The sequence below is a fragment of the Limnohabitans sp. Rim8 genome (assembly GCF_945869175.1).
GTDB lineage: Bacteria > Pseudomonadota > Gammaproteobacteria > Burkholderiales > Burkholderiaceae_C > Limnohabitans_A.
Genome location: NZ_CAMBNZ010000018.1, coordinates 23,945 through 38,889, shown reverse-complemented (window position 1 = coordinate 38,889; position 14,945 = coordinate 23,945). Strand labels below are relative to the sequence as shown.

General features: G+C 60.4%; 14 protein-coding genes. 13 read left to right on the top strand and 1 reads right to left on the bottom strand.

The annotated features are described in order from the left end of the window. From gltA to accD, 11 genes are all read left to right on the top strand, one after another. The coding region (gene gltA, locus Q0O19_RS04715) for a citrate synthase (RefSeq protein ID WP_295520519.1) at positions 1–870 on the top strand (870 nt) is incomplete at its 5' end. A gap of 288 nt (positions 871–1,158) precedes the next feature. Continuing rightward, positions 1,159–2,580, top strand: a complete 1,422-nt coding sequence (gene leuC / locus Q0O19_RS04710; RefSeq protein WP_295520518.1) for a 3-isopropylmalate dehydratase large subunit — start codon at positions 1,159–1,161, stop codon at positions 2,578–2,580. Positions 2,581–2,600: 20 nt separating this feature from the next. Continuing rightward, positions 2,601–3,254, top strand: coding sequence for a 3-isopropylmalate dehydratase small subunit (leuD, locus tag Q0O19_RS04705; protein WP_295520517.1), 654 nt, complete (start codon positions 2,601–2,603; stop codon positions 3,252–3,254). 17 nt (positions 3,255–3,271) lie between these two features. Then, the gene (gene leuB / locus Q0O19_RS04700; RefSeq protein WP_295520515.1) at positions 3,272–4,342 is read left to right on the top strand and encodes a 3-isopropylmalate dehydrogenase; all 1,071 of its coding nucleotides are present in this window, start codon (positions 3,272–3,274) and stop codon (positions 4,340–4,342) included. 247 nt (positions 4,343–4,589) lie between these two features. Beyond that, positions 4,590–5,747 carry an aspartate-semialdehyde dehydrogenase gene (gene asd / locus Q0O19_RS04695; protein WP_295520514.1) on the top strand — a complete coding sequence of 386 codons (1,158 nt, stop codon included), beginning with the start codon at positions 4,590–4,592 and terminating at the stop codon, positions 5,745–5,747. Next, positions 5,747–7,231 carry a FimV/HubP family polar landmark protein gene (locus Q0O19_RS04690; RefSeq protein ID WP_295520513.1) on the top strand — a complete coding sequence of 495 codons (1,485 nt, stop codon included), beginning with the start codon at positions 5,747–5,749 and terminating at the stop codon, positions 7,229–7,231. Before asd ends, Q0O19_RS04690 begins: the two co-directional genes overlap by 1 nt. Next, positions 7,228–8,013: a tRNA pseudouridine(38-40) synthase TruA gene (gene truA / locus Q0O19_RS04685; protein ID WP_295520511.1), complete on the top strand. Its 786-nt coding sequence runs from the start codon at positions 7,228–7,230 to the stop codon at positions 8,011–8,013. The genes Q0O19_RS04690 and truA overlap by 4 nt, the downstream gene beginning before the upstream one ends. After that, positions 8,010–8,717 carry a phosphoribosylanthranilate isomerase gene (locus Q0O19_RS04680; RefSeq protein WP_295520509.1) on the top strand — a complete coding sequence of 236 codons (708 nt, stop codon included), beginning with the start codon at positions 8,010–8,012 and terminating at the stop codon, positions 8,715–8,717. Before truA ends, Q0O19_RS04680 begins: the two co-directional genes overlap by 4 nt. A gap of 111 nt (positions 8,718–8,828) precedes the next feature. Further along, positions 8,829–10,112 carry a tryptophan synthase subunit beta gene (trpB, locus tag Q0O19_RS04675; protein ID WP_295520506.1) on the top strand — a complete coding sequence of 428 codons (1,284 nt, stop codon included), beginning with the start codon at positions 8,829–8,831 and terminating at the stop codon, positions 10,110–10,112. A gap of 8 nt (positions 10,113–10,120) precedes the next feature. Beyond that, positions 10,121–10,930, top strand: a complete 810-nt coding sequence (trpA, locus tag Q0O19_RS04670) for a tryptophan synthase subunit alpha (protein WP_295520504.1) — start codon at positions 10,121–10,123, stop codon at positions 10,928–10,930. A gap of 103 nt (positions 10,931–11,033) precedes the next feature. Further along, positions 11,034–11,906, top strand: a complete 873-nt coding sequence (gene accD / locus Q0O19_RS04665) for an acetyl-CoA carboxylase, carboxyltransferase subunit beta (RefSeq protein ID WP_295520502.1) — start codon at positions 11,034–11,036, stop codon at positions 11,904–11,906. A gap of 76 nt (positions 11,907–11,982) precedes the next feature. Here accD and Q0O19_RS04660 read toward each other — a convergent pair whose 3' ends face one another. Beyond that, positions 11,983–12,531 (bottom strand): YggT family protein, encoded by a 549-nt coding sequence (locus tag Q0O19_RS04660; RefSeq protein ID WP_295520501.1) that lies wholly within the window; start codon positions 12,529–12,531, stop codon positions 11,983–11,985. A 32-nt stretch (positions 12,532–12,563) separates the two neighbouring features. On the opposite strand from Q0O19_RS04660, the gene Q0O19_RS04655 reads away from it, so the two are divergent. Continuing rightward, positions 12,564–13,208 carry an LON peptidase substrate-binding domain-containing protein gene (locus Q0O19_RS04655; RefSeq protein ID WP_295520499.1) on the top strand — a complete coding sequence of 215 codons (645 nt, stop codon included), beginning with the start codon at positions 12,564–12,566 and terminating at the stop codon, positions 13,206–13,208. 155 nt (positions 13,209–13,363) lie between these two features. Continuing rightward, a complete protein-coding gene (lysS, locus tag Q0O19_RS04650) occupies positions 13,364–14,929 on the top strand; it encodes a lysine--tRNA ligase (RefSeq protein WP_295520498.1) in 1,566 nt (521 codons plus the stop codon). Positions 14,930–14,945: the final 16 nt, after the last annotated feature.

Here is a 14,945-nt window from a genome sequence, read left to right as displayed (position 1 = left end):
GGCGCTTTGTCGGCCTTCTACCATGACAGCTCAGACATCAACAACCCCGAGCACCGCCACATTGCCGCGATCCGCCTGATCGCCAAAATGCCCACCCTGGTGGCCATGGCTTACAAATACGGCGTGGGCCAGCCCTACATGTACCCCCGCAACGACCTGTCCTACGCTGGCAACTTCCTGCGCATGATGTTCGGCACCCCATGCGAGGACTACGTGGTCAACCCCGTGCTCGAACGCGCCATGGACCGCATCTTCACACTGCACGCAGACCACGAGCAAAACGCTTCGACCTCGACAGTGCGCCTGTGCGGCTCGTCTGGCACCAACCCCTTCGCGGCCATCGCTGCGGGCGTGGCCTGCCTCTGGGGTCCCGCTCACGGTGGCGCCAACGAAGCTTGCCTCAACATGCTGGAAGACATCCAAAAAATGGGGGGCATCTCCAAGGTGGGTGATTTCATGGAAAAGGTCAAGGACAAGAACTCTGGCGTCAAGCTCATGGGCTTCGGTCACCGGGTTTACAAAAACTACGACCCACGCGCCAAGCTGATGCAAGAAACTTGCGACGAAGTGCTGAAAGAACTGGGCCTGGAAAACGACCCCTTGTTCAAGTTGGCCAAGGCCCTGGAAAAAATCGCTTTGGAAGACGATTACTTCGTCAGCCGCAAGCTCTACCCCAACGTGGACTTTTATTCCGGTATCGTGCAACGCGCCATCGGCATTCCCGTGAATTTGTTCACCGGCGTGTTTGCCTTGGCCCGCACCGTCGGCTGGATCGCCCAGTTGAACGAAATGATCGGCGACCCCGAGTACAAAATTGGCCGCCCCCGTCAGCTGTTCACCGGCTCTGTGCGCCGCGACGTGCAGCGGTGATCGGTTTTTAACCGAACCCCCAAAGCCCGCCTTGTGCGGGCTTTTTGCATGGTCAAGGCATGCGCCAAATCTGCTCGCCCAATTAACACGCACATCCAACCACCACAACTTGAGCGTTTGGGGCCCAGGGCTGTCAGGCCGATTTGCTGGCGCGAAGCGACTGATGAGGCCTGGCAGCAACGGGCCCCGGCCGCTCGAGTCACGGCAGCGACCAAAAGGCCATGGCAGACGGCCCGATGAAGGCCGCCTATCCGCATAAAATGGCAGCTTGCACGGCAAGGAAAACCCATGGCACGCACGCTTTACGACAAGATCTGGGACGAACACGTCGTCCACACCGAAGAAGACGGCACGGCCGTTCTTTACATCGACCGCCATCTGGTGCATGAAGTCACCAGCCCGCAAGCATTTGAGGGCATTCGTCAAGCCGGCCGCAAAGTCTGGCGCGTCAGCTCCATCGTGGCCACCGCCGACCACAACACCCCCACCACGGGTTGGGAACTGGGTTACGACGGCATCACCGACCCCATCAGCAAAGAGCAAATCACCACGCTGGACGCCAACATGGCGGAGTTCGGCTCTGCCGCCTTTTTCCCCTTTCTGTCCAAGCGCCAAGGCATCGTGCATGTGATTGGCCCTGAAAACGGTGCCACCCTGCCCGGCATGACTGTGGTTTGCGGTGACTCCCACACCTCCACCCACGGCGCGTTTGGTGCGCTGGCCCACGGCATCGGCACTTCCGAGGTCGAGCACGTCATGGCCACCCAGACCTTGTTGGCCAAAAAAGCCAAAAACATGCTCATCAAGGTCGAGGGCAACCTGGCCAAAGGCATCACAGGCAAAGACATTGTGCTGGCCATCATCGGCAAAATCGGCACCGCTGGCGGTACCGGCTACACCATCGAATTCGCTGGCTCGGCCATGCGCAGCCTGTCCATGGAAGGCCGCATGACGGTGTGCAACATGGCCATCGAAGGCGGTGCTCGCGCAGGTCTGGTGGCGGTGGACGACAAAACCATCGAGTACGTCAAAGGCCGCCTGCTCTCGCCCACGGGGGTGGAGTGGGACCATGCCGTCGCTTACTGGAAGACACTGCAGTCCGACCCCGGCGCGCATTTTGATGCTGTGGTGGAACTCGACGCCAGCACCATCGTGCCGCAAGTCACCTGGGGCACCTCGCCCGAAATGGTGCTGGGCATTGACGGCCATACGCCCGACCCCGACAAGGAAAAAGACGACGTCAAGCGCGACGCCATTGAGCGCGCGCTGACCTACATGGGTCTGCAGCCCGGCAAGGCCGTGGCCGACATCACCATTGACAAGGTCTTCATCGGCTCGTGTACCAACAGCCGCATCGAAGACATGCGCGAGGCCGCTGCCGTGGTCAAAAAGCTCGGTCAGAAGGTCGCCAAGAACGTGAAATTGGCCATGGTTGTGCCCGGCTCGGGTTTGGTCAAAGCGCAAGCCGAAGCCGAGGGCCTGCACGAGATCTTCAAGGCCGCCGGCTTTGAGTGGCGCGAACCCGGCTGCTCCATGTGCCTGGCCATGAATGCTGACCGCTTGGAGCCGGGTGAGCGCTGCGCGTCGACCTCCAATCGCAACTTCGAAGGCCGTCAGGGCGCAGGTGGACGCACCCACCTGGTCAGCCCCGCCATGGCTGCCGCTGCAGCCGTGCACGGTCACTTCGTTGACGTTCGCAAATTCGCATAAAGCGTTCAAGGAATCACAACATGCAAAAATTCACCCTCCTCAAAGGCATCGTGGCCCCGATGGACCGCGCCAACGTGGACACCGATGCCATCATCCCCAAGCAATTCCTCAAATCGATTCGCAAGACGGGCTTTGGCCCCAACCTGTTCGACGAATGGCGTTACCTCGACGTGGGCTACCCGGGCCAAGACCCGGCCAGCCGCAAGCCCAACCCGGAATTCGTGCTGAATCAGCCGCGTTACCAGGGCGCAAGCGTGTTGCTGGCCCGCAAGAATTTTGGCTGCGGCTCCTCGCGTGAACACGCTCCATGGGCCATCGACCAGTACGGTTTTCGCTGCGTGATCGCCCCCAGTTTTGCCGACATCTTTTTCAACAACTGCTTCAAAAACGGCCTCTTGCCCATCGTGCTGCCCGAAGCCGTGATCGCCCAGTTGTTCGACGAAGTGGCGGCCTTCCCTGGCTACCAACTCACCGTGGATTTGGAGCGCCAAGTGGTGGTGCGCCCCCAAGGTGAAGAAATCCCGTTCGAGGTGCAGGCCTTCCGAAAGTACTGCTTGCTCAATGGCTTGGACGACATTGGCCTGACCCTGCGCCACGCCGACAAGATCAAAGCCTTCGAAGCCGAACGTCTGGCCACCAAACCTTGGCTGGCCCACACCGCCGTCAACGCTTGATTGAATACGGGAACCCCATGAAAATCGCAGTCCTCCCCGGTGATGGCATTGGCACCGAAATCGTCGCTGAAGCCGTCAAAGTCCTGAATGTTTTGGACTTGAAATTCGAAATGGAAACCGCCCTGGTCGGCGGAGCCGCCTACGACGCCTTTGGCCACCCCCTGCCTGAAGCCACACTCCAGCTGGCGATGCAGTCTGACGCTGTGCTGTTTGGCGCGGTGGGCGACTGGAAATACGACAAGCTCGACCGCCCTCTGCGCCCCGAGCAGGCGATTTTGGGTTTGCGCAAAAACATGGGCCTGTTTGCCAACTTCCGCCCCGCCATTTGCTACGAACAGCTGGTTGGTGCATCCAGCCTCAAACCCGAGTTGATTTCGGGTTTGGACATCCTGATCATCCGCGAGCTGACAGGGGACATTTACTTTGGCCAGCCACGCGGGCGACGCATCGCAACCGACGGCCACTTCCCCGGCGCTGAAGAAGCCTTTGACACCATGCGTTACAGCAAGCCCGAGATCGAGCGCATTGCGCATGTGGCTTTCCAGGCTGCCCGCAAGCGCAGCAAGCGCCTGACCAGCGTCGACAAGGCCAATGTGCTCGAAACCTTCCAGCTCTGGAAAGACGTGGTCACCGAAGTCGGCCAACAATACCCTGACGTGGCGCTGGACCACATGTATGTGGACAACGCGGCCATGCAACTGGTCAAGGAACCCAAGCGCTTTGACGTGGTGGTCACAGGCAACATGTTCGGCGACATCTTGTCCGACGAGGCGTCCATGCTGACCGGCTCGATCGGCATGCTGCCCTCGGCCAGCTTGAACACGAAAAACCAGGGCCTGTACGAGCCCAGCCACGGCAGCGCCCCCGATATCGCGGGCAAAGGCGTGGCCAATCCGCTCGCCACCATTTTGTCCGCCGCCATGATGCTGCGTTTCAGCCTGAACCAGGAAGCCGCCGCCCAGCGGATTGAAGCGGCCGTTCAAAAGGTGCTGACCCAGGGCCTGCGCACCGGCGACATCTACAGCGCAGGCACCACCAAGGTGGGCACCTGCGAAATGGGTGACGCGGTGGTCAAGGCCCTCGGCTGATCCCCTGAGGGTGCTGTCAGGAAGTGCTCAGGCAGCATCCGTTACAATTTTGGCCATGTTCCACGCCCGCCTGTTCACCCTGAACCTGATCACTGCCGCTGCAGTGGCTGTTGGCGCGCGTGTGACTTCCACAAAAACGACGACCATTAAGGGCTGATCCAGTCTGGTTCGTCGTGCGCCCTCCCCGGCCAGACGAGCCGGGCAAACAGTCAGGTCTCGAACTGTTTAACTTTGAAAGGGCAATGAAATGAGCAAGTTGGTAGGTTTGGTCGGCTGGCGCGGCATGGTCGGCTCGGTTCTGATGGACCGCATGATTCAGGAAAAAGACTTTGACCTGATCGAGCCCTTGTTTTTCTCCACATCGAACGCGGGCGGCAAAGCCCCTTCCGTGGCCAAGAACGAAACCACGCTGCAGGACGCCTTCAACATCGAACAACTCCAGCGCTGCGAAATCATCATCACCGCCCAAGGCGGCGACTACACATCTGAAGTCTTCCCCAAGCTGCGCTCTGCAGGCTGGACTGGCCAATGGATCGATGCCGCTTCAACCTTACGCATGGACAAAGACGCCGTGATCATCCTCGATCCGGTCAACATGCCCATGATCAAAAATGCCTTGGCCCACGGCAGCAAAACCTGGGTGGGTGGCAACTGCACCGTGTCTTGCATGCTGATGGGTGTGGGCGCTTTGTACAAAGCCGGCTTGGTGGAATGGATGAGCACCCAGACTTACCAAGCGGCTTCGGGCGGCGGCGCGCAACACATGCGTGAACTGCTGACCCAATACGGCACCTTGAACGCCGAAGTGAAAGCCCTGCTGGACGACCCCAAGAGCGCCATTTTGGACATCGACCGCATGGTGGTGGCCAAACAACGTGCCTTGACCTCGGCAGAAACCGCCAACTTTGGCGTGCCACTGGGCGGCTCGCTGATCCCCTGGATCGACAAGGACTTGGGCATCGGCAAAACCCGGGACGAAGCCGGTTGGGGCACGTCCAAAGAAGAGTGGAAAGGCATGGCTGAAACCAACAAGATTTTGGGACTCGGCGAGGCCTTCAACTCAGCGGCCATTCCGGTGGACGGTTTCTGCGTGCGCGTGGGCGCCATGCGCTGCCACAGCCAGGCCTTGACCTTCAAACTGAAAAAGAACGTGCCCGTGGCCGACCTGGAAGCCATGATCGCCGCCGACAACGAGTGGGTCAAACTGGTGCCCAACACGCGCGAAGCCACCCTCCAAGACCTGACGCCTGTTGCCGTGACGGGCACCATGACCATCCCGGTGGGCCGTGTCCGCAAACTGGCCATGGGCCCAGAGTACGTGGGCGCATTCACCATCGGTGACCAGCTGCTGTGGGGAGCGGCCGAACCGCTGCGCCGCATGCTGCGCATCTTGTTGGACGCTTGATGCTTTTGCGGCCGATGCGTTCCGGACCACCGACCTCGCTTGTGTTGGGGCTGCGCCCTTGGCTGACTTTGGCCGTGGCCTTGGCCAGTGAATCAGTGCTGGCTTTGACACTCGGTCAGGTGTCGGTGGAATCGGGCATCGGGCAGCCACTGAGGGCGGCGATAGAGATCACGCAATACAAGGTGGAAGACCTGCGCAGGCTCAAGCTGCAACCGGCGACCATGGCCAGCTACGAGCAGGCCAACATGGCGTTTCACCCTGCATTGAATGGTTTGCAAACAAGACTGGAGTTTCGCGGTGACGGTAAACCCTTCATCGCCCTGACCGGGCTGTCACCGGTCAACGAACACTTCATCGATGTGATTGTGGAAGCCCAGTGGCCTTCAGGTCGCTTGGCCATGAATTACACCTTGCTGGTCTCGCCCGCAGGGGCTACGAGCCAACGCCCGGGCAACACCCAGAACGCTGCTGACCTGGCCGCCCCCGTGGTCTCCCCCCTGGCCTTGGCGGCGGTGGCCAACCCTGCGTCTGTTGCAGAGACTCGACAACCCTTAGACACCGTCAGGGTGCGGGCAGGTGATACTGCATCTCGCTTGGTCTTGCGCTCCATGCCATCGGGCGTCACGCTGGACCAAATGCTGTTGGCCATGGTGCGCGCCAACCCGGAGGCCTTCATTGAGGGCAATGTGAACTTGCTGCGCGAAGGTGCTGAAGTTCAATTGCCCAGCGCCCAAGAGGCCAGTCAAATTTCAGCCGAAGAAGCTAGGCAAACGGTGGTGGCGCAAACCGTGGATTTTGCGGCCTATGCCCGGCGCTTGGCCCAATCGGCTCTCCAAGCGCCCGACACGGCAAGCCGGGAAATGAACGGCAAGCTCAGCGCTGTCGCCAGCACACCGGCACCACAACTGCCGCCCCAAGACACCTTGACGCTCAGCCAACGCGAGGCCGCAAGCGCCACCGACGAAGCCAGGCTGGCTGTGGAACGTGAGATTCAGGACAAGACCGAACAACTCGCTGCACTCCAAAAGAACCTGGACACCCTCAGGTCCTTGGCGGCGTCGAAACCTCCCAACACCGACCAAGCGACAGCGGCTGAAAGCGCTCCATCCAAGCCCTTATCACCCAGTTTGCCCGTTTCCGCGCCACCAATCCAGGCCTCCTCTGTCCTGGAGTTCATCAGCCAGAGCTCGACCGTTGGGGCTTGGGCTTTGGCTCTGTTGGGCGGCATGTGGGCCTGGGTGTGGTGGGTCAGACGCCACCCTTCAAAAGACGATGATTTGTTTGCCCAACATCACCACAACGAGGTGTCTCGCGAACCCATCGCGTCTGTCACCCCAAAGCCCCACCCAGATATCCAGGTCGAGCGTGCACCTTTGCCCTCAGGCTTGCCGCCACAGTTCGCCCATCTGGACCTGAACTTGACGCCTGCGCCCGAGGCACGCCCCCCCGCTGATGCGGCCCAACCTGCAGGTCCCAAGGCGTGAGAGTCGCGCTGGGTGTGGGGTACTCGGGCAGCGCCTACCAAGGGTGGCAAAGCCAAAGCACGGGCCAAACGGTGCAAGACAAACTCGAAAACGCCTTGTCCAAGTTTGCCGATGTGCCCCGCATCAGCACCCTGTGCGCCGGCCGCACCGATGCAGGGGTACACGGCCTGATGCAAGTTGTGCATTTCGATACCGAACTGAACCGCGATCCGCAGTCTTGGGTGCGCGGCACCAACCGCTATTTGCCCTCTGACATTGCCGTGCAGTGGGCGCAAGTCATGCCCGACACCTTCCATTGCCGTGCCAGCGCCACGGGCAGGCGCTACATCTACGTGCTGCTCGATTCGGTGGTGCGTCCCAGCTTAGAGACGGGCCGCGTGGGTTGGGTGTACCGGCCACTGGCCCAAGCGCCCATGCTCGAAGCCAGCCAGCACTTATTGGGCGAGCACGACTTCTCGTCTTTCAGGGCCAGCAGCTGCCAGGCGCTGTCACCCGTCAAGACGCTCAGGTACATCCGCATTGCCAAACGTGGCGCGTATTGGCGATTTGAGTTCGAAGGCAATGCCTTTTTGCACCACATGATTCGCAACATCATGGGCTGCCTGATCACGATTGGCCAGGGCAACCAGTCGCCTGACTGGATGCTAGAGGTTCTTTTGGCCAAAAACCGCGACGCTGCAGCACCCACTTTTTCGCCCGACGGCCTGTACTTTGCAGGCCCGATCTACAGCCCCGAGTGGGGATTGCCCGACACAACACCTGCTTTTGATTGGTTGCCATGAGCCAAGCCAACACACCGACAAGTCACACCCCGCAGCAGCGCACCCGCATCAAGATGTGCGGCTTCACCCGCGAAGCCGATGTGCTGGCGGCCTGCTCCCTCGGTGCCGACGCGATTGGTTTTGTGCTCTACCCACCCAGCCCCCGCAGCGTGAGCATCGACCGTGCAGCCGAGCTGGCCCGCCTGCTGCCTGCTTTTGTGGTCCCGGTGCTGCTGTTCGTCAACGAAACACCCGAGCGCATTCAAGCGGCTTGCACCGCAGTGCCAGGCGCTTTGTTGCAGTTTCATGGCGACGAGTCGCCCGAGTTTTGCCAATCGATCTCGCTTCTCACGGGCCGCCCCCACCTCAAAGCCGCCAGAATCCCCCTGTCCGAGGCCCAGGACTTCGACTTGCTAGAATTTGCATCTCAACACCACTCAGCCCAAGCCCTCTTGCTCGACGCCCACGTCGACGGATACGGCGGGGGCGGAAAAACATTCCATTGGTCACTGCTGCCACCAAACGTCAATGCTCACCTCGTTTTGTCTGGTGGACTCACACCTGCAAACGTGGGCGATGGCATGCGGGCGCTGCGCACGCACGGCCTGTCTCTGGCCGTTGACGTGAGCTCGGGCATCGAAGCAGGCAAAGGCCTCAAAGATGCCGAGAAAATGCGGCAGTTTGTCCAGGCGGTGCGCACCGCAGACAACGCCCTTGACTTCTGAATGCACTCTCTGAATTCGTTCCCTGAATTCATTCCCTGAGTCCATGCGGACCCCACATGCAGCAGCCAAGCTGCCGCCAACACTGAACGAACGCAACCGATGGAAAGCACCATGTACGACTACCAACAACCCGATGCCAAAGGCCATTTCGGCATGTATGGCGGCAGTTTCGTCAGCGAAACCCTGACCCACGCCATCAACGAGCTCAAAGCCGCCTACGCCCAGTACCAGCACGACCCGGCATTCATCGCCGAATTCAAGTCCGAGTTGGCCCATTTTGTGGGCCGCCCCTCGCCCGTCTACCACGCCGCCCGCATGAGCCGCGAGATGGGGGGCGCGCAGATCTTCTTGAAGCGCGAAGACCTGAACCACACGGGCGCCCACAAAATCAACAACACCATTGGCCAAGCCATGCTGGCCAAGCGCATGGGCAAGCCGCGCATCATTGCTGAAACTGGCGCAGGCCAGCACGGCGTGGCCACCGCCACCATCTGCGCCCGCTATGGTTTGGAATGTGTGGTGTACATGGGCTCGGAAGATGTCAAGCGCCAAAGCCCCAACGTTTACCGCATGAAGCTCTTGGGCGCGACCGTCGTGCCGGTGGAGTCGGGCAGCCGCACCCTCAAAGACGCCCTCAATGAAGCCATGCGCGACTGGGTCGCCAACGTCGACAACACCTTTTACATCATCGGCACCGTGGCAGGGCCACACCCCTACCCCATGATGGTGCGCGACTTCCAAAGCGTGATCGGCGAGGAATGCCTGACGCAAATGCCCGAGATGTTCAAAAGCCTGCAAATGGCCGAGCAGCAACCCGATGCGGTGATCGCTTGCGTGGGCGGCGGCAGCAACGCCATGGGCATTTTCTACCCCTACATTGGCCACGAAAATACACGCTTGATTGGCGTAGAAGCCGCAGGCGAAGGCCTGGACACGGGCAAACACTCGGCCTCACTGCAGCTGGGCACACCAGGTGTGTTGCACGGCAACCGCACCTACATCCTGCAAGACGACAACGGCCAGATCACCGAAACCCACAGCGTGAGCGCGGGCCTGGACTACCCCGGTGTCGGCCCCGAACACGCCTTTTTGAAGGACATTGGCCGCGCAGAATACGTGGGCATCACCGACAAGGAAGCCCTCGAGGCCTTTCACTACCTGTGCCGCACTGAAGGCATCATCCCCGCGCTGGAGTCAAGCCATGCCGTGGCCTACGCCATGCAGTTGGCCAAAACCATGCGCCCTGACCAGTCGATCCTCGTCAACATGTCCGGTCGAGGCGACAAAGACATCGGCACCGTGGCCGATTTGTCGAACGCCGACTTCTATTGCCGCCCCAGTTGCCAAGGCCAATCGGTCAAAGGTGGCGATCAGCCCGTCAATTTTGTGAAGTGAAGGCCCCCATGAGCCGCATTGATTCCACACTGTCCACCCTCAAAGCCCAAGGCCGCAAAGCCCTGATTCCGTATGTCACGGCAGGTTTTCCTCTGCAAAACACCACGGCGCCCCTGATGCACGCCATGGCCGAGGCCGGGGCCGACATCATCGAGCTGGGGGTGCCGTTTTCGGACCCGTCTGCCGACGGCCCGGTGATTCAGAAAGCCGGTGACAAAGCCCTGTCTTTGGGCATTGGTTTGACGCAGGTGCTGGCCATGGTGCAAGAATTTCGCCAAACCAACACCCACACCCCGGTGGTCTTGATGGGTTACGCCAACCCGGTCGAGCGGTATGACCAAAAGCACGGCGCCGACCGCTTCATCCACGATGCCTCGGCTGCCGGGGTGGACGGCATTTTGGTGGTGGACTACCCGCCTGAAGAATGCGTGGAATTTGCAGCCAAACTGCGTGCCCACAACATGGACTTGATCTTTTTGCTGGCACCCACCTCCACCGACGAGCGCATGGCGCAAGTCGCCCAAGTGGCCAGTGGCTATGTGTATTACGTCTCGCTCAAGGGCGTGACAGGCTCAGGCGCACTGGACATCGACGCGGTGGAAGCCATGCTGCCGCGCATCCGCCAGCACGTGAGCGTTCCTGTGGGCGTGGGTTTTGGCATCCGCGACGCACAGACGGCCAAGGCCATCAGCCGGGTGGCCGATGCGGTGGTGATTGGCACCCGATTGATTCAGCTGATCGACGCGGCTGCGCCCGAGCAAGTCCATACCGTGGCGTCTGACTTTCTGCGTGGCATTCGCCAAGCCCTCGACGCCTGAAGGCTCGGAGACAGCGCTTCATCAGCGCTGGAGGACCTGGTTGGCGTGAAACTGGGTCGCTCTGGCGTTTGAACGATAATTTGCCGCATAAGGAGAAACCTTCATGAGTTGGCTCGAAAAATTGCTTCCCCCCAAGATCCAGCACACCGACCCGTCCGATCGCCGATCGGTGCCCGAAGGCTTGTGGGTCAAGTGCCCCAGCTGCGAAACGGTGCTTTACAAAACCGCCTTGGAAGAAAACCAGAATGTTTGCCCTGGCTGCTCGCACCACCTGCGCATCGGTGCGCGTGCTCGCCTGAACGGCTTCTTGGACGGCGAAGGCCGCTACGAAATCGGCCAAGAAGTGGTGCCCGTCGATGCCTTGAAGTTCAAAGACAGCCGCAAATACCCCGAGCGCCTCAAAGAAGCCATGAACAACACGGGCGAAACCGACGCCTTGGTGGTCATGGGTGGCTCGGTCCACAGCATTTCTTTGGTCGTGGCCTGCTTCGAGTTCGACTTCATGGGCGGCTCCATGGGCTCCGTTGTCGGTGAACGCTTTGTGCGTGGCGTGGAAACCGCCATCGAACAAAAAGTGCCTTTTGTCTGCTTCACCGCCACAGGCGGCGCACGCATGCAAGAAGGCTTGCTCTCACTCATGCAAATGGCCAAAACCAATGCCGCGCTGACCCGACTGGCCAAAAAAGGCCTGCCTTACATCAGCGTGTTGACCGACCCAACCATGGGTGGCGTGTCGGCGGGCTTTGCCTTCTTGGGCGACGTGGTGATTGCCGAGCCCAAAGCCCTGATTGGCTTTGCAGGCCCCCGCGTGATCGAAAGCACCGTGCGCGTGACTTTGCCCGAAGGCTTTCAGCGTGCCGAGTTTTTGCAAACCAAGGGCGCGGTGGACTTCATCTGCGACCGACGCGAACTGCGCAAAACCATCGCCAACACCTTGGCCATGCTCCAGCGCCAGCCAGCGGATGCGGTAAGTTAGAGCCTACCGAGATCAGTGACTCTCAAAAAAAAGCCCTCGTCAGAGGGCTTTGCTGTTTGGGCTAAAGCTCAATGCTTCAGTTCAGCCAGCTCATCTGAAAGCCCGACAGCAGCATGCCCAGAATCTGCAAGATCAAAAGCAGCACCAGCGGGGACAGGTCAATGCCGCCGATCAAAGGCACCACACGCTGAAAAGGGCGCAAAAACGGCTCGCACAAACGCGCCGTCAGGGCGTACATCTGCGAGCCGGGATTGACCCAAGACATGATCGCCAACACCAGCACCAAGGCACTCAAAGCCGACACCACCAACTGCGCCAAGCCCACCAAGCTGAGCAAGGGCAGCAAGGCCAGGCTGCCTTTCCCCCCCGCCACCAGCCAAAGCAACAAAAACTGAACCACCTTGATCAGCCAGGCCCCCACCAGGCTTGACAAATCCCAGGCCGACCAAGCGGGTACGACCTTGCGCAAGGGCAAAATCAGCCAATCGGTCATGGAAAAAACGAAGTTCCCCAGGGGCTGGTGAAAAGAAATGCGCTGCCACTGCATCAAAAAACGCAACAAGCATGTGCCCGCCACCAAACCCGCGACCACATCCAACACCATGCTGACCATCTGAAACCACATTGCTGTTCTCCTGCTCGTGCGATGATACCCAGATGAATGCCGCGCCCACCCCATCCCCCGCCCCATGGACGGAATTGCCCCTGTTCCCATTGGGCACCGTGCTGTTTCCCGGCGCTTTGCTGCCACTGCGGTTGTTTGAGCTGCGCTACCTGCAGATGATTGGCGAATGCGAGCGCCAAGGCACCGGCTTTGGGGTGCTCACATTGTCCCAGGGCCGCGAAGTGCACCGGCCAGGTGATGCCGCCGAACAGTTTGAAGCCATAGGCACCCGGGTGCAGATCGAACGCATCGAGCGGCCCCAGCCCGGCTTGGTGATGGTCTGGTGTCGGGGGGTGGAAAAGTTCCACATCCGGACCACGCAGCAGCGCAGCGACGGCCTGTGGCTGGGCAGGACACAAGCCATACCGCCCGAGCCCGCCGTGCAGGTGCCTGATGACTTGCAGCACCTGTCAGCGCAAATGCACGACGTGTTGACCGAACTGAGCGCACAACCCAGCGAGGTGCCTCACTGGGCCGAGGCGTGGCGGCTGCAAGATTGCAGCTGGCTGTCCAACCGCTGGGGCGAGTTACTGCCCATGCCTTTACAAACGAAATACCGCCTGTTTGCACTGCAAGAGCCCCTGATGCGGCTGGAGTTGATCGGCGACATGGTTGTCCCCTCTGAGCGCTCGCCTTAGGCTTGGGCGACACCCGCAGGCCGACAAGGCCAAAAGCCCCTCGGAAACTCATAAAATAAATGGTTTTGCGCCTTGTCGCAGTTCTGTTTTCCCACGTTTTTTACGCCAACCAGGTTCAGGCACGCTTCGCGCCAAGAGCCCAACCATCGCCCTTCATGTCCGACACGAACGCCATCGCCCAAACGGCACCAGCACCTCTGCCCGCCCCAGAAGATGAAAACCAGCTGATCGCCGAGCGCCGCGAGAAGCTCAAAGCCATGCGTCAGGCGCAAGCCGAAGGCAAGGGTGTGGCGTTTCCCAACGACTTCAAGCCCGAACACCACGCCGCCAACCTGCACCAGGCGCACGGCGAGAAAGCCGCAGAAGAGTTGAACGGCGAAGGCGTGGCCAAGACCACTGCCAAGGTCGCTGGCCGCATGATGCTCAAGCGCGTCATGGGCAAGGCCAGCTTTGCCACGCTGCAAGACGCCACGGGCCGCATCCAGGTTTATGTGACCCGCGACGACGTGGGTGAAGACCTCTATACCCTGTTCAAACACTGGGACCTGGGCGACATCGTGGGCGTGGAAGGCCATTTGTTCAAGACCCGCACGGGTGAATTGTCGATCCATGCCACATCGATCCGCATGCTCACCAAGAGCCTGCGCCCCATGCCAGACAAGTTCCACGGCGTGGCCGACCAAGAGGTCAAATACCGCCAGCGCTATGTCGATCTGATGACCGACGAAGCCGCCCGCAAGCGCTTTGTGGCCCGCAGCAAGGCCGTGAGCGGCATCCGTGAGTTCATGGTCCAGCACGGCTTTTTGGAAGTGGAAACACCCATGTTGCACCCCATTCCCGGTGGTGCCAACGCCAAGCCCTTTGTGACACACCACAACGCGCTCGAACAAGAGATGTTTTTGCGCATCGCGCCCGAGTTGTACCTGAAACGACTCTTGGTAGGCGGCTTTGAGCGCGTGTTCGAGATCAACCGCAACTTCCGCAACGAAGGCATCTCGGTGCGCCACAACCCCGAGTTCACCATGATGGAGTTCTACGCGGCGTACTGGAACTACCAGGACCTGATGGGTTTTACCGAAAGCCTGATCCGCGACGCGGCCATGAACGCTGCGGGCACTCTGGACTTGAGCTACAACGGCAAGCCGGTGGACCTGAACAAGCCTTTCGCACGCATGACCATCCGTGAAGCCATCGTGAAGCACACCGAAGCCGGTGACAACGTGGACAACGCCGAGTGGCTGATCAACGCCCTGAAGAAGCTGGGCATGAGCGAAGCCAAGGACAAGCTGTCCTCACGGAGTCTCGCCAGCCTGCAGGTGTTCTATTTCGAGGAAACTGTGGAAGACAAGCTCTGGGAGCCGACCTTCATCATGGAGCACCCGACCGAAATCAGCCCCTTGGCCCGTGCCAACGACAGTCGCCCCGAAGTGACCGAGCGATTTGAGCTCTACATCACCGGCCGCGAGTTCGGCAATGGCTTCAGCGAATTGAACGACGCCGAAGACCAGGCCGCACGCTTCCATGCCCAAGTGGCGGCCAAAGAAGACGGCGACGACGAAGCCATGTATTACGACCACGACTTTGTGCGTGCGCTCGAATACGGCATGCCCCCTGCGGGCGGCTGCGGCATCGGCATTGACCGCCTGATGATGCTCCTGACCGACAGCGCCAGCATCCGCGATGTGATTTTGTTTCCGGCGCTGCGGCACGTGCAGCCATAAGATCCAAAGCGCCCAA